Annotated in this window: 16 protein-coding genes; 7 read left to right on the forward strand and 9 right to left on the reverse strand. The window is 59.3% G+C overall.

All coding sequences use genetic code 11. The annotated features are described in order from the left end of the window. The first annotated feature begins 76 nt into the window (after window positions 1-76). Genes BN1012_RS16765 through BN1012_RS06920 form a run of 4 tightly spaced genes read left to right on the forward strand, consistent with a single transcriptional unit; the run spans window position 77 to window position 6620 of the window. On the forward strand, window positions 77-2158 hold the full coding sequence (locus tag BN1012_RS16765) for an alkaline phosphatase D family protein (protein ID WP_081826264.1): 2082 nt from the start codon (window positions 77-79) through the stop codon (window positions 2156-2158). A 52-nt stretch (window positions 2159-2210) separates the two neighbouring features. Further along, window positions 2211-3650 (forward strand): amidase, encoded by a 1440-nt coding sequence (locus BN1012_RS06910; protein ID WP_043949064.1) that lies wholly within the window; start codon window positions 2211-2213, stop codon window positions 3648-3650. Between the two features lie 10 nt (window positions 3651-3660). Beyond that, on the forward strand, window positions 3661-5091 hold the full coding sequence (locus BN1012_RS06915; protein ID WP_043949065.1) for an amidase: 1431 nt from the start codon (window positions 3661-3663) through the stop codon (window positions 5089-5091). Beyond that, on the forward strand, window positions 5058-6620 hold the full coding sequence (locus BN1012_RS06920; RefSeq protein ID WP_197538345.1) for a DUF3179 domain-containing protein: 1563 nt from the start codon (window positions 5058-5060) through the stop codon (window positions 6618-6620). The genes BN1012_RS06915 and BN1012_RS06920 overlap by 34 nt, the downstream gene beginning before the upstream one ends. Window positions 6621-6628: 8 nt before the next feature. Here BN1012_RS06920 and BN1012_RS06925 read toward each other — a convergent pair whose 3' ends face one another. Continuing rightward, on the reverse strand, window positions 6629-6952 hold the full coding sequence (locus tag BN1012_RS06925; protein ID WP_052534730.1) for a 7(1) septoil knot domain-containing protein: 324 nt from the start codon (window positions 6950-6952) through the stop codon (window positions 6629-6631). 163 nt (window positions 6953-7115) lie between these two features. Here BN1012_RS06925 and trmFO point away from each other — a divergent pair, with 163 nt between their 5' ends. Further along, window positions 7116-8513, forward strand: coding sequence for a methylenetetrahydrofolate--tRNA-(uracil(54)-C(5))-methyltransferase (FADH(2)-oxidizing) TrmFO (gene trmFO, locus BN1012_RS06930; RefSeq protein WP_043949066.1), 1398 nt, complete (start codon window positions 7116-7118; stop codon window positions 8511-8513). Window positions 8514-8525: 12 nt separating this feature from the next. Here the strand turns inward: trmFO and BN1012_RS06935 are convergent, their stop codons facing one another. After that, on the reverse strand, window positions 8526-9362 hold the full coding sequence (locus BN1012_RS06935) for a phytoene/squalene synthase family protein (protein WP_043949067.1): 837 nt from the start codon (window positions 9360-9362) through the stop codon (window positions 8526-8528). Window positions 9363-9484: 122 nt separating this feature from the next. Between BN1012_RS06935 and BN1012_RS06940 the strand changes: the two genes are divergently transcribed. Then, window positions 9485-10090 carry a superoxide dismutase gene (locus tag BN1012_RS06940; RefSeq protein WP_043949068.1) on the forward strand — a complete coding sequence of 202 codons (606 nt, stop codon included), beginning with the start codon at window positions 9485-9487 and terminating at the stop codon, window positions 10088-10090. Between the two features lie 84 nt (window positions 10091-10174). On the opposite strand, the gene BN1012_RS06945 is transcribed toward BN1012_RS06940, so the two are convergent. From BN1012_RS06945 to yajC, 4 genes are all read right to left on the reverse strand, one after another. Then, window positions 10175-10795, reverse strand: a complete 621-nt coding sequence (locus BN1012_RS06945; protein WP_043949069.1) for a urate hydroxylase PuuD — start codon at window positions 10793-10795, stop codon at window positions 10175-10177. A 161-nt stretch (window positions 10796-10956) separates the two neighbouring features. Further along, entirely contained in the window at window positions 10957-11901 is a 945-nt protein-coding gene (secF, locus tag BN1012_RS06950) for a protein translocase subunit SecF (protein WP_043949070.1), read from the reverse strand. Window positions 11902-11922: 21 nt separating this feature from the next. Next, window positions 11923-13527, reverse strand: coding sequence for a protein translocase subunit SecD (gene secD / locus BN1012_RS06955; RefSeq protein ID WP_043949071.1), 1605 nt, complete (start codon window positions 13525-13527; stop codon window positions 11923-11925). 49 nt (window positions 13528-13576) lie between these two features. After that, window positions 13577-13951 carry a preprotein translocase subunit YajC gene (yajC, locus tag BN1012_RS06960; protein ID WP_043949072.1) on the reverse strand — a complete coding sequence of 125 codons (375 nt, stop codon included), beginning with the start codon at window positions 13949-13951 and terminating at the stop codon, window positions 13577-13579. 225 nt (window positions 13952-14176) lie between these two features. Here yajC and BN1012_RS06965 point away from each other — a divergent pair, with 225 nt between their 5' ends. Then, complete coding sequence (locus BN1012_RS06965) at window positions 14177-15061, forward strand: ATP-binding protein (RefSeq protein WP_043949073.1); 885 nt, start codon at window positions 14177-14179, stop codon at window positions 15059-15061. A gap of 6 nt (window positions 15062-15067) precedes the next feature. Here the strand turns inward: BN1012_RS06965 and BN1012_RS06970 are convergent, their stop codons facing one another. From BN1012_RS06970 to surE, 3 genes are all read right to left on the reverse strand, one after another. After that, complete coding sequence (locus BN1012_RS06970; RefSeq protein WP_052534732.1) at window positions 15068-16099, reverse strand: M23 family metallopeptidase; 1032 nt, start codon at window positions 16097-16099, stop codon at window positions 15068-15070. A gap of 185 nt (window positions 16100-16284) precedes the next feature. After that, entirely contained in the window at window positions 16285-16947 is a 663-nt protein-coding gene (locus BN1012_RS06975; protein ID WP_275450968.1) for a protein-L-isoaspartate(D-aspartate) O-methyltransferase, read from the reverse strand. After that, the gene (surE, locus tag BN1012_RS06980) at window positions 16944-17780 is read right to left on the reverse strand and encodes a 5'/3'-nucleotidase SurE (RefSeq protein WP_043950751.1); all 837 of its coding nucleotides are present in this window, start codon (window positions 17778-17780) and stop codon (window positions 16944-16946) included. The genes BN1012_RS06975 and surE overlap by 4 nt, the downstream gene beginning before the upstream one ends. Window positions 17781-17812 lie beyond the last annotated feature (32 nt).

Below are 17812 nucleotides of genomic sequence, written 5' to 3' on the forward strand. Positions count from 1 at the left end.
ATCGACAGGGCTCCACTTGACACTGCGGTGTTGCACTCCTTCGATAAGAAAAACCAAAACCAGCTGAGGTAGCGTCATGACGTCCAGGTCCCACTCCACCCGCCGTGAGTTCATGCGCCGCTTTGGGGCGACGGCCGGCTGCTTCGTGACAGCTGCCGCAGGATCCGGTTTTCTGCCCACACTGCGCCCGGCCCGTGCGCAAGAGGCAACCGAGGAAAGCGTGGCACCGGTCGCTGGTCGACGCGGACTGTTTACCCATGGTGTGGCGTCAGCTGATCCGTCATCGGACGGTGCCATTCTTTGGACGCGCGCCACGCCGCTGGACAAGTCCGCACGCCCGCTGTCCCTGACCCTTCAGGTGTCGGCGGATGAAACGTTTGCCACCGTTGTCGTGGACCAGCCCGTGTCAGCATCGCTGGAACAGGACTACACCGTTCGGGTGAGCGTGACCGGTCTCGACCCGGACAGCTGGTACTACTACCGGTTTTTGACAACCGCGGGTGATGTCTCCCGACTTGGCCGCACACGAACCGCACCTGCCGCCGGCGCGGAGGCTCCCCTGCGCATCGCCATGGCTTCGTGCCAGAACTATGAGCAGGGATTTTTTGGTGCATGGGCACGCATGGTCAGTGACGATGAAGCCGCGCAACCTGAAGATCAGATACACGCGGTCCTGCATCTGGGTGACTTCATTTATGAAACCAGCCCGGACCTGCCGGCGGGCCTTGACGCCGCGCGGCGGATTGCGCCGTTCCCGGACGGTGCGACCCTGCCCAGTGGCCGCACCTTCGCGGTCACGGTCACGGACTACCGGCATCTGTACAAGAGCTATCTTGAGGACGAGGCCCTGCAGGCCGCCCGCGCCCGCTGGCCGTTCATCTGCACCTGGGATGACCACGAATTCACCAATGACAGTTGGCAGAGTTATGCCACCTATACCGGTGGCACGGGCCCGGCGCAGGAGCGCAAGGTCTCGGCCAATCAGGCATGGTTTGAATACATGCCCGCGCGCCTTGATGGTCCGGCTCATGACTTCAAGCCAACCAACGTGTCAGACGCAGCAGGTGGTGAGCCCGGCGATGGCTACCTGTTGAACGAGCCCAACAACCTTTCCGCCCTCGCGTCTTTGACGATCTACCGCAGTCTGGAATGGGGCAAGACCGCCTCCATTGTCGTGACCGACACGCGCAGCTATCGGTCACCCCAGCCCATGGACGAGGCCCTCGAAGAAGCCATCGGCGCGCCTGCGCCGCCCACCGATATCATCCGTGCCCTTGATGAGGGGCGTGATGCGTCCAATGGAGCGCCACCGGCGTTTTTCGCCGGCAAGGACGGCGACGTGCCCAATCCGCGTGCGGACAAACCCGCAGCGTCCATCCTGGGCACAGACCAGAAGAAGTGGTTCAAGGAAACGCTCAAAGGCAGCAGCGCATCCTGGAAACTTTGGGCAAACTCGATCCCCGCCATGCCTATGCGCCTCGACCTGTCGTCTATTCCCTTTCAGGACCTACCGGACGCGGTGTTGGGCACCGATGCATGGAACGGCTATCCCGGCGAGTTGCGTGAGCTGATGTCCTTTGTGAAAGACGAAGGCATAGCAGGTGTCGTCTCCTGCGCCGGCGATTATCACATGCACGGTGCTGCAATTCTCACGACCGACCCGGATGCCGAGACACCTGATGGCGCGGCGCTGGAATTCGCCACATGTGGCATCTCCTCTTTCACCTTTTTCTCAGGCGCAGAGAGCTTCACCCGTGACCCCGGAAACGCCTTCCGGCCAATGGTCGTCGCCGACGGCCCCAATGGTGAGATGCTTGAAAATTTCAACCTCACACTCATGCATGGCGTCAGGGCGTCCCTGGCGATGAATTATACAGGCAGCGATACGCTGAGCGGATGGTTGGAAAGCGAAACGGCAAATCCCTACATCAAATATCTGGACACCAATGCCCATGGCTATGTGGTGCTCACACTGACCGGTGACCAGATCAGTGGCGAGGTGGTGACGGTTGCCAATGCCAGCCAGCAACAGTCTTCCAGCGATGCTGCTGATGTCCGTCGCCGTGCAACCTTGACCGCTCCCCTGTGGAAACCAAGCGGGACGCCGCAGCTCAGCGAGCCTGAATTTGAGGGAACACCGCCCTTCCCGTTCGCCTGATGGTCCAGTAGCGTATCTCCCAACAAAAAATTGTATCTGGGAGGACATGTGAATGCCGATTGATGATTACGCGGCGCATGATGGGGTTGGCCTTGCCGAACTCGTGCGCAAGAGAGAGGTGACGGCGGGCGAACTGACTGAGGAAGCCCTGAGCCGGATCGAGAAACACAATCCGACCCTGAATGCGGTCGTGACGGACATGGCCGATCAGGGCCGCCAGATTGCCGGTGATATTGATGAGGGCGACGCAGCAGCCCCCTTCGCCGGTGTGCCCTTCCTTCTCAAGGACATCATGGGCGACTTTGAAGGCGTCGCCACCCAGTACGGCTCACGTTTTATTGCCGGAAGTCCGGCTCCGACGCACTCCACTCTGACCACGCGGTTTCTGGCAGCGGGTCTTGTCCCTCTCGGCAAAACCAACGTGCCGGAGTTCGGCCTTCTGCCCGTTTCCGAAAGTGCCCTTTATGGCCCCGCCCGCAATCCCTGGAACCCGGATCATACGCCCGGCGGCTCGTCCGGTGGGTCAGCGGCTGCCGTCGCTGCAGGCATTGTGCCGCTTGCCCATGCCAATGACGGCGGCGGGTCTATTCGTATTCCAGCATCTTCGTGCGGACTGGTGGGGTTGAAGCCAAGCCGAGCCCGCATTCCACAGGGGCCGATGATCGGCGACGCCATGTCCGGCCTGACGACGGACCTTGTTGTCAGCCGAACGGTCCGTGACACGGCGGTTGCTCTGGATATCGCCGCCGGTCCCGAGCCCGGTGACCCCTATTTTGCGCCGCATCATGACGGCATCTGGTCGGAAGATGTGGGCACGCACCCCGGCAACCTGCGTATCGGATTCACCACCAAGACGCCCGGCGGTGGTGCCGTTCATGAGGAATGCGCAACGGCAGTCAAAAACACCGCCAAGCTTCTGGAAAGCCTCGGCCATCATGTGGAGGAAGCGTCACCGCCGCTGGACAACGACATGATGCAGGAAGCCTTCATGGCGATCTGGGCGACAGGCGTAACCCAGCAGATTGAAGTGCAGAACGTGCTGTTCGGCAAAACGCCAAATCAGGGTGATCTTGAACCGCTGACTATCGGCTTGTGGGAAGCTGGCAAGCAGATTTCAGGAGCCGACTACCTGAACGCTGTTGCCATGCTTCAGATCATGAGCCGCGGCATTGCCCAATGGCATGATGAATATGATTTGTGGCTGACGCCGACGCTTGGCGAACCGCCCCTGCGCATCGGAACCGTGGACATCAATGAAGGGGACCCGCAGAAGGCCTTTGAGCCGATCCTCGATTATGTACCGTTTACACCTATCGAGAACGCGACGGGTCAGCCGGCCATTTCCCTGCCTTTGCACTGGACACCTGATGGACTTCCCGTGGGAGTCCATTTTGCCGGCCGTGCAGGCGATGAAGCTACATTGATCCGCATTGCTGCGCAGCTTGAGCAGGCGCAGCCATGGATCGACCGTCACCCGCCAATCTGGAATTAGGAAGCACAACATGACCATTGATGCGTATGCAGACTATGACGGCGTCGGCCTTGCTGAACTTGTCGCCAAAAAGGAAGTGACACCGCTTGAACTAGTGGACGCGGCCATCGACCGGATTGAGCAGCACAATCCGGCTCTCAATGCGGTTGTCTACAAGGGCTATGACGATGCCCGTGAATGGGCAAAGGGGGATCTGCCCGACGGTCCCTTCAAGGGGGTGCCTTTCCTGATCAAGGATCTGGGCGTCAAGGTTGCCAGCTGGCCGGCGACGTCCGGCTCGCATTACCTGCGCGATTACGTTCCAACTGAAGACAGCATTCTCGCCAAGCGCTACCGCGAAGCCGGGCTGGTATTTGTTGGCAAGACCAACACGCCGGAATACGGCATTACGGGCACCAGTGAATCCGCCCGCCTCGGCCCATGCCGTAATCCGTGGAACCCGGATCATATCGCCGGCGGGTCATCCGGTGGTGCGGCGTCCGCAGTGGGGGCCGGCATCGTCCCCATGGCCCACGCCTCGGATGGTCTGGGGTCTATCCGTATTCCAGCGGCCTGTTGCGGTCTTGTCGGCATGAAGACCACGCGTGCCCGCAATCCGGATTCCGGCGAGGACGGAGAACGCGCAATGGGGTTCTCCGTGGACCATGTGGTCACACGCACCGTGCGCGACAGTGCGGCCATGCTGGATGCCACGTGCGCCCCGGAGCCAGACAGCCCCTACCCGCCGCTTCCCTATGAGCGGCCCTTTCTCGAAGAAGTAAGCCGCACTCCGGGCAAACTTAAAATCGCGTGCTCCATGGAGACACCAAGCAACGCGCCCATCGACGAAGAGAACGCGGCGGCGTTTGAAAAGACGGTCGCACTTCTCAAGGAACTTGGTCACGAAGTGGTGGAGCAAGGTCTCGGTGTTGACTACCGCACGCTTTATCGCGCGCAGGGGGCCGTTTCAGCGTCCAACTTTGCCGCCGCGATGATGGAGCGGTCTGAGATGCTGGGACGCCAGCCGGAACCGGAAGAACTGGAGCCACTGACCTGGCAGATCCTGAAAGCCAGCGAACGCATTTCCGGACCGCAGGCCTTCTGGGGATGGCGGACACTGCGCAAGCTGTCGCGGCAGATCCTGCACAACCTGGCACCGTTTGACGCGTATCTGTGCCCGGTCATGGGCACGCCGCCACCCGAAATTGGCTTCATTGATCCAGTCACTTTGGAACCCAAGGAAGTGAACAAGCGGCAGGCGAAGGTCTTCCCGTTCACGCCGCCGTTCAACTTTACCGGTCAGCCAAGCTTGTCATTGCCCCTGTGGTGGTCGAAGGACAATCTGCCGCTGGGCATGATGTTCACAGGGCGCTACGGCGACGAAGCAACGCTCTATCGCTTGGCCGGTCAGCTTGAACAGGCACAGCCATGGGCGAACAAGCGGCCGCCGGTCTGGAGCTAGCGCCTTACACTTCAGGCCCTCACACCCCCGGCACCTCTCACATGATTGTGTGCGGTGTTGACGTGCACGGCCAAAGCAAACGCGGCACCGTTGAGTCGGGGTATCCCAAACTCAACGGTGCCGTTTTCATGTCCAGCTTAGTCCAGTCCATCTCGTCCACCCTGTTCGCGACTATTGTCGCCGCCGGCCTCGTCGTTCTGCCTGCTCACGCACAGGATGTGCGCGGTGATAGGTCGGAACCCGTGTCCCGGGCGATTGACCTTGTGTCCGACAACCCGCGTGCCGTGACAGATGCGATTGATTACTTCATCAAACGCAAGAACCCGGATGGTGTTTTTGCCCTGGTGCAGGCCATGCGGTTCCACCGAAATCTACGCCCTGCCCTGGGCGTCGCTGCCAGCAGTATCACCGGTGTTGATCATGGCGACAGCTGGTTCAAATGGATGGAGTGGCTTCAGCAACAGGATGATCTCGTACCTTTTGATGGGTTTGACGAAAGCCGCGCGCTGTTGCTCGCGCAGATCGACCCGAACTTCTATGGCTTCATCTATCCCGGCGTTGCTCACAACATCGCCCTGTGGGAAGCCGTGTGGGGTGGTGTTCTCAAGGACGGTATTCCAGCGCTCACCAATCCGGAACTGGTGACCGAAAGTGAAGCCGATTATCTGACCGACGATGAACTGGTGTTCGGTGTCGAGATCAATGGTGACGTCAGGGCCTATCCGCTCCGCATCATGGATTGGCACGAGATGTTCAACGACGTGGTCGGTGGCGTGCCGGTGAGCCTTGCCTATTGCACCCTGTGTGGATCGGGCATCCTGTTCGAGACAGTCGTGGAGGGCCGTGACACGCCGTTGACCTTTGGGTCCTCCGGCCTGCTCTATCGGTCAAACAAGCTGATGTATGATCACCAAACGCAGAGCCTGTGGAACCAGTTCACCGGTCGTCCTGTGGTGGGCGATCTCACCGGATCCAGTATTGAGCTCAAGACCCGCCCCGTGACCATCACCACATGGGGGGACTGGCGGCGCAGCCATCCTGAGACCAGGGTTCTGTCCCTGAACACGGGCTACGACCGCAACTACACACCCGGTGCGCCCTACGCGGACTATTTCAACAGCCCGGATCTGATTTTCCCCGCGCCTGTTGATGAAGCAGCACTGCAGCCAAAGGACTATGTGTTTGCCCTGCGCGGGTCGGGCGCCGAAAAGGCCTGGCGTTTGTCAGCCTTTGAAGGTGGCGCCGTCCTCAATGACATGGCGGGCGTGGTACCCGTCACGCTGATTGGCAATGCCGCAACGCGCACGGTCCGTGCCTATCGCACGGATGGCCGTGTCTTCAGCAAGACCGATGACCCGTCTGTGCTGGCAGATGAGAATGGAAACTGGGCGGTGTCAGAAGGTGGCCTTTCAGGACCTGACGGAACGGTGTTTCACCGCATGCCCGGTCACATTGCTTTCTGGTTCGCTTGGGATGGCTATCTGGGGGACGAAGGCGAATTGGCGGCGCTGGCTGAACCGTCCAACTAAACCGGTTGCTAGAGCCCGGCTCCGCTGGTGACTTCCTGGATTTTCAGTTCACCTCCAGACGGAACAATCTGGATCGTGAAGTCCGCGCCAAGGCCAACCCGTCGCCATTCGCCGCATTGGTTGGCATGCCGATTGACCCACTGGACCTTAAGATCACCGCCACCGGGAACAATCTCCACTGTCAGGTCGGCATTGGCTGCGACAACGCTCACCTCGCCAAAAAGCTCAATGCCTTTGATGTTGCAGGCTGACAATGCGTGCGCTGGTTGGCCTGCGGCATACAACGATGCGGCAGTCACAAGGGCCAACCCAAGGCCTGTAATCGACTTCATCACGCTACACTCCAAGGGCTCTCTAACTGTCCCAAGGCACCCGAAACAACGTATACGGGTAAATGGAACGTAAGGCCAGCCAATCTGAAAGGCGGACAAAGTCGGACGTCCGCACGACATCAAGAACCTTGCAGCGGGACTTGGCCTGCCTTAAGTCTCCGCCATGAGCAAAATCGACCCCATACACGTTATCGGCGGCGGCCTCGCTGGTTCTGAAGCGGCCTGGCAGATTGCCCGCGCGGGTGTCCCCGTGGTGGTGCATGAAATGCGCCCGGAACGTGGCACCGATGCCCATCAGACCGGCGGACTGGCGGAGCTCGTCTGCTCCAACTCCTTTAGGTCTGATGACGATGAGTCCAGCGCCATTGGACAGCTGCATTATGAGTTGCGGCGTGGCGGGTCACTCATCATGCAGTCAGGCGACGCCAATCAGGTGCCGGCGGGCGGGGCACTGGCGGTAGACCGAGACGGATTTTCGCAAGCCGTGGAGGCTGCCCTTGAGGCGGACCCGCTGGTGACCATTGACCGGAGGGAGGTTGCGGGCCTGCCGCCGGAAGACTGGAAAAGCGTGATTGTGGCCACGGGGCCCCTCACCTCGCCGGATCTGGCCAAGGCCATTCAGAAGCTGACCGGTGAGGACGAGCTGGCATTCTTCGATGCCATCGCGCCCATCGTGAATTTCGATTCCATCAATATGGACAAAGCCTGGTTCCAGTCGCGCTACGACAAGGTCGGCCCCGGCGGCACGGGCGCGGACTACATCAACTGCCCGATGGATGAAGAGCAGTACAACGCTTTCCTCGATGCCATTCTTGAAGGTGAGAAAACGGACTTCAAGGAATGGGAAGCCAGCACCCCGTACTTTGAAGCCTGCCTCCCCATCGAAGTGATGGCGGAACGCGGGCGCGAGACGCTCCGGTATGGGCCGCTTAAACCGGTCGGCTTGACCAACCCGCACAATCCCGATGTGAAGCCTTACGCTGTCATCCAGCTACGTCAGGACAATGCGCTGGGTACGCTCTACAACATGGTAGGGTTTCAGACGAAGCTGCGGCACGGGGAACAGTCGCGGATTTTCAGAACCATTCCCGGACTTGAGAACGCAGTGTTTGCCCGTCTGGGCGGTCTCCATCGCAACACGTTTCTGAACAGCCCGAAGCTGCTGGATGCAGAGTTGCGCATGAAGGTCATGCCGCGCCTGCGCTTTGCCGGTCAGGTCACCGGCGTCGAGGGCTACATCGAAAGTGCCTCCATCGGCCTGTTGGCTGGACGCTTCGCCGCAGCGGAAGCGCTCGGCCAAAGACTGACACCGCCGCCGCAGACCTCAGCCCTGGGCGCATTGCTCGGCCATATTACCGGCGGGCACATTGATGCAGGCAAAGGGTCGTTCCAGCCGATGAATGTCAATTTTGGATTGTTCCCGCCCGTGGAACACCCCAGAGGTGAAGATGGAAAGCGCGTCCGCGGCAAGGCAAAGAAGCCTGCCCGCAAGCGCGCTTACACTGACCGCGCCAAATCCGACATCGAAGGCTGGTTCGGGACAAAACTGGCCGCCGAGTAATCCACGCAAAATCTAGATGCGTCCGCGCATGGCCCTGGCCATCAGGGATATCTGTCGGCGATAGGCCGGGATCTCCGGCACGCTCCGGTACGGATCAAATCCCGAGTGGGTGAACATCCGTGCGTAGCCCGGCACCAGGCCCGCGTGCAATCCGGCAGGCAGGACTTCCCGTGCAGTCGGGTCCTTTCGCGTGGTCTCCAATAGCGAATGGGCGCGAAACGCCACATCGCTGAAGGCACGTGTTATCTCCGGCGTCAGTCGGCCTGAGAAAAGTGCATCTTCCTGCCCGGCAATGTGGTCTGCGGGAAGCAGCGCGATCTGGTTTCCTGCCGCGGACCCAAATCGTTTCAGCATTTCAACCAATCCGTAGGCAGCGGCGAACCCAGACAGTTTGTCGGCCATATCGGCTGTGCCAAGGATTGTGCCAGCCATGGTCATGATGCTGCCCTCAGCCCGCCGCGCGTGGCTTTCCATGGCGGCCAGATCAGCAAACGGAAGCTCGCTCATTTCGTCTTCCCGCGCGTCAAGCCAGTTGTGAAACCCCTCTGCAGGAAGCGACCCGGCCTCAATGGCGGCAGCAAGCGACGGAACAAGTTCATGGCCCGGGTGTTCACCTTGGTAGATGGATCCAATGGTATCGCGCCACCACTGAAACCGGATGGCGCCAAGCATCGGTTCTGATACCAGCCCGGGAATGCGCTTCAACTCCTGATCAAGGGCGTAGAGCGCAAACAGATGCGGGCGCGACTCCGCAGGCGCAAACAGCGCTGACAGAAAACGGTCGCTGTCGGTGCGGCGCAGCTGCTCGGAAACTGCGACCGGCAAAAGAGAAGTTTCTGCGTCAGACACGCCCGTGGATCCTTGATAAATACGTCACGCGCACAAGGTAGTGCATAGACGGAAATTCACCAGTCATTGGCGCGCCATTTGTGGCGACGCCGCCAAAGTAATCGAGTTCAGGAGCATTCTTCATGACCATCACCCTCCCCGACCTGCCCTATGCCCATGATGCGCTTGAACCGCATATGTCGAAGACGACATTTGAATTCCACCACGACAAACATCACCAGAAATATGTCGATACCCTCAACGGGTTGATCGACGGCACGAACCTTGAGGGCAAGAGCCTTGAAGACATCATTGCCGCTGCCAAAGGTGATGACTCCAAGAAGAAGCTGTTCAATCAGGCCGCGCAGGTGTGGAACCACACATTCTTCTGGAATTCCATGAGCCCCGATGGCGGCGGCGAGCCGGTAGGAAAACTCGCCGATGCCATCAAGCGCGGCTTTGGGTCGTTCGACGATTTCAAGACTCAGTTTTCAGAGGCGGCGGCAGGGGAATTTGGCTCCGGCTGGGCGTGGTTGGTTTCCGACAAGGACGGAAAGCTCAGTGTCATGAGCACCCATGATGCTGATCTGCCTCTTGCCCATGGCGCGATCGCCCTTCTGACAATCGATGTCTGGGAACACGCCTACTATCTCGACTATCAGAACAAGCGTCCCGATTACATCTCGACCTATCTGGACAAACTGGTGAACTGGGAATTTGCAGCAGAGAACTACGCAGCCATTTCCTGATTGGTTCATGTGCTTAAGGCAAAGAAAAACGGCGCTGCCTCGAAGTGAGGCAGCGCCGTTTGTGTTTGTTGTCAGAGCGTTGAACTAGAACGCGTTCTGATTGATCACCATCGCAAAGAGCATGGGGATGGACAGCAGGGTGTTGGTGCGTGAGAACAGCATCGCCGTCCGCGCCGCCTTCGGCTTGTCTTCGGCCGGGGCGTCAACAATGCCCAGAGCCACTTTCTGGTTTGGCCAGATGATGAACCACACGTTGAACCACATGATGGTACCAAGCCACATGCCAATGCCGATGATCGTGCTGGCGCCACCATCCGTGAAGCCAAGCAGATAGGCTTCGATCAGGTAGCCGTTGAGGGCAGCCAGAACGATACCAAAGCCGATTGTGCCCATGGCACCCCAGCGGAACCACCAAAGAGCAGCCGGTGCAATGACCTTGCCGATGGCAGGCTTTTGCTCGTCGGGAATGTTCGGCATGTTCGGGATCTGCACGAAGTTGAAATAGTACAGCAGGCCGATCCACATGATGCCGCACAACACGTGTGCCCACCGAAGAACAAAGGCCCAAAATGCCTGTGAGCCAAGCGCATCCGCAAAATGTTCAGACGCGCTGTATTGGCCGTAGATGTAGAAAATGCAAAGCGCCAGTGCGAGCAAGAAGCCTGCAATTATGGTGTTGCGCAGATTTGAGAGAATTCCAGCCATCCCCAAGTCCTCCTATGATGCTGGTGTGCCGCACATATAAGGCTATCCGCCGGGCGTTTGATGCCAGCGTTGTCGCCAAAGTGATGCGTCGACTCGTCGCGCACAGGTTACGCCGGTAACCCATGCCAAGGGAAGATGCCCAAATGCGCGCAAATCGGTCTTTAGTTTGCGCTTTTGGCCGCCTGGCCCGGTTCCCCGGCGCCTGCGCCTGACCAGTCACGCTTGACACCCAGCCAAAGCAGCAGGGGTGCCGCGACAAAGATGGATGAGTACGTGCCGATGATGATGCCCCAGATCATCGCGAAGGTGAATCCGCGGATCACTTCCCCACCAAAGATGTAAAGCGACAGCAGGGCCAGCAATGTGGTCACAGAGGTCATCACCGTACGCGACAGGGTCTTGTTGACCGCCAGGTCCAGCAATTCGGCCAGCGGCATGCGTTTGTATTTGCGCAGTTTCTCGCGCACACGGTCATATACGACCACGGTATCGTTCATGGAGTAGCCGACGATTGTCAGCAGGGCGGCAATGATCGACAGGTTGAACTCAAGCTGGAGCACGGCAAACAGCCCAAGCGTAATCACCACGTCATGCACCAGCGCCACGACAGCACCGACTGAGAACTGCCATTCAAACCGGAACCAGATATAGACCAGCATCATGCCCACAGCGAGGATGATGGCGAGCACGCCCGCCTCGATCAGTTCCCCGGAGACAGTTGGACCAACAACTTCCACGCGGCGGTACTCAACGGAGTCGCCCAGCTCATCGCGCACGGTCTGGATGGCGCCACGTTGTGCCCCTTCTCCGCCCGGCTGTGTTTCAATCCGGATCAGCACGTCGGTCGGTGCGCCAAACTCCTGAATCTGGACTTCGCCAAGTCCCAGCCCGCCAAGGCGGTTTCGCAGGTCCGCGATATCTGCTGGTTCCTCGGTGCCAATCTCGATCATCGTGCCGCCGCGAAAATCGATGCCGAAGTTCAGACCGAAAATGATGACCATGGCGAACGAGCCAAGGACCATTGCCGTGGATACGGCCAGCGCAATGAAGCGCATGCCGAGAAAGGGAATGTGTGTATCGTCTGGAACGAGCTTGAGCTTGCGCATGATTGTTTTCCCGTTGGCCCTTTAAAGCGGCACTTCAGAAGGCCGGCGGCTCTTGAGCCAGATCGAAACAAATAGCCGCGTCACGGTGAAGGCCGTGAACACGGAGGTGATGATGCCGATGGCCAGGGTCACGGCAAAGCCGCGCACGGGGCCTGAGCCCATCTGGAACAGGATGGCAGCAGCAATGAAGGTGGTGATGTTGGCATCGATGATGGTGCCCAGCGCCCGCGAGTAACCAACGTCAATGGCATTGATCGGTGTCTTGCCCGCGCGCACTTCTTCCTTGATGCGCTCGAAGATCAGCACGTTGGCATCAACCGCCATACCGATCGTTAGCACGATGCCTGCAATGCCTGGAAGCGTGAGCGTCGCCTGCAACAGCGACAGGCCACCGAAGATAAGCGCGACGTTGATGATGAGCGCCACATTGGCAAACACACCAAACAGTCCGTACACGATCAGAATAAAGCAGATAACGGCGATGAAGCCGATGGCCGCTGCGACTTCACCCGCAGCAATACTGTCCGCACCCAGGCCCGGACCCACGGTCCGTTCTTCAAGCACAGATAGGGGTGCAGGCAAGGCACCAGCGCGCAGAAGGATGGCCAGGTCGTTTGCTTCCGTAATGGAGAAGCCCCCGCTGATTTGACCATTGCCGCCAAGGATTGGCTGCCGGATGACGGGTGCGGAAATCACCTGATTGTCGAGGACGATGGCAAAGGGCCGACCCACATTGGCCTGGGTCACATCGGCAAACCGTTTGCCGCCGGATGCATCAAACCGGAACGACACGACAGGCTCGTTTGTCTGCTGGTCAAAGCTTGGCTGTGCATCAATGAGGCTTTCGCCTGACACCATGACGCGACGGCGAATAAGAACAGACCCGCCTGACCCATCAATGAGGGGCAACACGATCGACCCGGCGGGTGGACGGTTCTGAATGGCTTCAACCACCGATACAGACGTGTCCACCAGGTGGAAGTTCATCTGCGCCGTCTGACCAATGATATCGATGATGCGCTGGGGATCATCAAAGCCTGGGACCTGTACAAGAATACGATCAGCTCCCTGACGCTGAATGATCGGTTCGTTGGTGCCCAACTCGTCAATGCGGCGGCGGACAATTTCGATGGACTGCTGAAGAACACTCTGCAGCCGCTGCAAGCGGGCCGTCTCTGTGTAGGTCAGCCCAATGCGACTGCCGGTCACTTCAATATCAATGTCGCTTTCAGGCACCGCCGAGAACACATTGGCATTGATGGGGGATGACAGCTCGGACAGGAGATCAGATGCCCGCTGGACCTCTTCAGCATTGCGGATACGCACGGTCACCCGCTCATCAGCTGTACTGAGGCCCGTATAGCCAATGCGCGCTTCACGCAGCGTCACGCGCACGTCGTCTTCCAGGGCTTCAAGCCGGTCGCTCAGTACCGTCTCAACATCCACCTGCAACAGCAGATGCACGCCGCCTTGAAGGTCAAGGCCGAGGTTGACCTGATTGGACGGGAACCAGTCCGGCAGCTCTGACAGAGCATCCTTGGAAATCAGGTTCGGCGCAGACAGCAGAAAGCCGAGCACGCAGGTGATGGCGATCAGGGTGTATTTCCACCGGGGGAAATAGAGCATTCAGAGCTTCTCCGTCAGAAGCGCCATGCGTGGGCGGCAAACATGCCGGCTACGACTTGGCGTCCTCGTCATTTGCTGCCTTGGGGGCATCTTTGGTTGCTTCTTTGGGCGCAGGCTCGGTCTTGGAGCGAACATCAGAGAGCGTGCTGCGCAGGATGCGAACACGCGTGCCTTCTGCGATCTCCACCTGGACTTCGCTGTCGTCAAGGACCTTGGTGACCTTGCCGATGACACCACCGGCCGTAACAACAGTGTCGCCGCGACGCACCGCTTCGACCATCGCCCGATGGTCTTTGATGCGCTTTTGCTGTGGACGCAGGATCAGCAGGTAGATGATTGCGAAAACGAGGATGAACGGAAAAATCGTAACGAGAAAGTCGCTACTGCCGCCCGCCGTCTGCGCATAAGCCGGGGTAATGAGCATCAAGGTCTCCGATGCAGGGAAATCAAAAACTGGGGGCAGAACCTCAAGGACACCGTCTGTGGTGTCAGGTCTGCTGCGGGCGGACTATAACGAGGCGGAATGCCTTTGAAAACCAGCCCGGAACCCTTCTTTAGACCCTTGGTTTCTTGCGGTTTTTCGCCCATTTGATGGGAACTGGTAGGATCAGATTTGCGTGAGCGTGACAGCAGGAGAATCAAACCCGGTATGGCGGATGGCAGCCCCCGACAAATGACCCTCGACCAGATCGTGCCTCTACTCGACCGGATTGCCCGTGCGCTGGAAGAAAAGTCGCCGGCAAACAGTCCCGGTCAGGACCTCAATATCTGCGATGCGTTCGTCTGGATGGGCGAAGACGCGCGGCTGGAACCCGTCGCACATGTCTCACGCGTCGACATTGGTCTGTTGCAGGGGATTGACCGCCTGCGGGACATTTTGCTGGAAAACACCCGCCGCTTTGCTGCCGGCCTGCCCGCCAACAACGCGCTGCTGTGGGGCGCGCGGGGAATGGGCAAAAGCTCCCTTGTAAAGGCAGCGCACGCCAAGGTGGCCGCAGAGGTGCCAGGACGACTTGCGCTGGTTGAAATCCATCGCGAAGACATTTCCACCCTGCCCCGGCTCATGACGTTGCTGCGGGATGCGGACAGGCAGTTTCTGGTTTTCTGTGACGACCTGTCATTCGATCAGGCGGACACAAGCTACAAGTCACTCAAGGCGGTGCTTGAAGGGGGTATTGAAGGGCGTCCGGACAATGTCCTGTTCTACGCGACATCGAACCGCCGTCACCTGATGCCGCGCGACATGGTGGACAATGAGCGTCAGCGCGCCATCAACCCGACCGAGGCCGTTGAGGAAATGGTGTCGTTGTCAGACCGGTTTGGTCTCTGGCTTGGATTTCACCATTGCAGCCAGGACGAGTATCTGGAAATGATCCGCAAATATTGCGAACACTTTTCCCTTGATGCTCCGTGGACGGATGTTCGGGCGCAAGCCATTGAGTGGACCAATACCCGCGGCAGCAGGTCAGGTCGCGTTGCCTGGCAGTTCATTCAGGAACTGGCGGGCAAGCTCGGGCAGAAGCTGGAAAGCTAGGTCTCTCTAGCGGGACGCGACGTTGTTACCCAGATAGGTCATCGGGTTCACAGCTTTTGCACCACGGCGAACTTCAAAGTGAATTTGAGGTTCAGTCACACCGCCGGATGAGCCCGATGATGCAATCTTCTGTCCGCGGGAAACGATGTCGCCCCGGCTGACCAGAAGCTCAGAGTTGTGCGCGTAGGCTGTGACGTAGCCGTTCTGGTGACGCACGAGAACCATGTTGCCATAGCCTTTCAGCTCATTGCCTGCATAGGCAACAACACCATTGTCGGCAGCGGCGACCGGAGTGCCGCGTGGCACGCGGATGTTGATGCCATCATTGTGCAGGCCACCCTCTTTGGGGCCATAGCTTGAAATGATGCGCCCTTCCGCCGGCCAGACAAAACGCCCCGCCCGCGCTGGTGGTTCTGCAATGCGTGGCTTGGCGCGCGGCGTGGCAACGCCCCGGGCCGGACGTGCAGACGGTGTCGGCACATTGGAAGCGACGACTTTTGGCTTGCGCGGTGCGGGAGCGGCCTGACGACGGGTATTCCCCCGCCCGTCATCAGGCATCCAGCCCCCCACGCGAAGACGCTCACCCACATAGATCGGGTAAGGCTTGTTCTTGCGATTGAGTGTGGCTACCTGGCGCGTTGAGGTGTCGTATTTTTCAGCAATCTCAGACAGCGTGTCGCCGCGGCGCACTTTGTGGGTGCGCGGCACAGGCACCGTCAGCTTCTGGCCCTTGTAGATTGTGTAGGGCTTGGACACACCATTGGCCTTGGCCAGAGCGCGCATGGGTACATTGTGGCGCTCCGCCAGAATGGAGAGGCTCTCGCCGGATTTCACAGTGATCTGGTAAGGCTCGACAGCCACCGCCCGATTGCCGCCATAGGTCGCCTGCGGCGCACCACGATAGCTTGAGGGCGCAGCACACGCGCCAAGGATGGCAAGGCCGGCGGTCAGCAGCACGGCAATCGAAATCGCCCGGGACGCGCCACGGCTGTCGCGATCTCGCTTGAGCGGTCGTGTGAGAGCTGAAAAAACCGACATCGTCTCGTATCCCAAATTCGTCTGGATCTGCGAGGACGGCCCCATGCACAAGGCGCAACCGCGCAGTCAATCTGATGCGCAGTCTCGGGTTATTTGGTTAATGAAGACTGGATGGTGGCCGGAAAAAACACACCGCCACACAAACAGCGCGGAAAACCGGGAGATTTTGGCGCAGTAAGGGCGCCCTAAAGCTCGCGCGCAACACCGTCAACAAGCGGTACAAAGCGCACCGGGATCAGGTCTTCGCGGTCAAATCCGTCATCGGTCTTGGTGAGCTTGACCAGAAGCTGCCCACCGCCATCGGCCACGGGAACATCAACCGGAACCACGGCGATTCCGCCGGTTTTGAGCTGCCCCACAAGGGCTTCAGGCACAACAGGGGCCGCCGCGGTGACGATGATACGGTCAAACGGGGCCTGTTCCGGCCAGCCTTTTGTGCCATCCCCGACCTTGGCCGTGATGTTGGTGAGGTTCAGCTTGTCAAACCGCGTTTCAGCTTCTCGCAGCAGGGTGCGATATCGCTCAAGGGTGTATAGCCGACGGCACAGCCGTGCCAGCACCGCGGCCTGATAGCCCGAGCCCGTGCCGATCTCCAGCACCTTCATGCGATCACTGACGTCCAGCTTCATGGTCATGAAGGCGACGATGTAAGGCTGGCTGATGGTCTGCCCGCACTCGATGGGGAGCGCATTGTTCTCATAGGCCTGGCCTTCAAAGGCCCGCTCCACAAACACCTCGCGCGGCGTGCGCTCGACCGCCCCCAGAACCGCACCATCCGTGATGCCCTGACGGCGCAGCGTCATGATCAGCTGGATAATCCGGGAGGGATCGTAGTCTGCATCACTCACTTGGAAGATTTCCGCCCACTGGAGCTGTCATGTGAGGTCCAGGTCGCCGGTGTCACCGATTTGGGCGGTGTGCCACCCAGTTCCTTGGCCATGGCCCGCCGCGTTGTCTTGTGTGTGAGGTCCATGTGCAGAGGCGTCACCGAAATGCGACCGGCATAGATGGCCCGTAAATCAGTGCCCTCCGGGGGATTGGACAACACCTTCTGGAAACCCAGCCAGTGATAAGCCGTGTCGCGCGCATCCATGCGCGTATCGATCAGCGCATTGCTCTGGTCACGCTTGCCCTGAACGGTGACCTCCACTTCCTCAACGGCTGTATGCAGCACGTCAGGGAAGTTCACATTCATGAGGACGTCCTTGGGCCAGCCCATCTCCACGAGCTTGGACACAAGCGCGGCTCCATGGTGCTCAGCCGTCGCCCACTTCACTTTCTCGCGGCCCTCAAACCCATAGGCCTGACTGAGCGCAATGGACGGTACACCTAGAACGGTCCCCTCCATGGCTGCCGCAATGGTGCCGGAATATGTGACGTCTTCAGCGATGTTCTGACCGCGGTTTACGCCGGACAACACCAGATCCGGCGGGGTCTCAAGCATCAGATGCTTGACGGCCATCAACACGCAGTCGGTTGGTGTCCCCGACACCGCAAATTTGCGCCGCTTGATTTTGCGCACGCGCAGCGGATGAGCCAGCGTCAGTGAATGGCCGGCACCGGACTGTTCGGTTTCAGGTGCTACAATCCAGATGTCGCTGGAAAGCTCCTTGGCAATTTTTTCAAGTGTCTTGAGACCCGGCGCATGAATGCCGTCATCATTGGTACACAGAATACGCAAAGGACGTTTCTTGCCCTCTGCCGTTTCAATCC

Origin of the sequence: Candidatus Phaeomarinobacter ectocarpi (genome assembly GCF_000689395.1) — a bacterium.
Lineage (GTDB): Bacteria > Pseudomonadota > Alphaproteobacteria > CGMCC-115125 > CGMCC-115125 > Pyruvatibacter > Pyruvatibacter ectocarpi.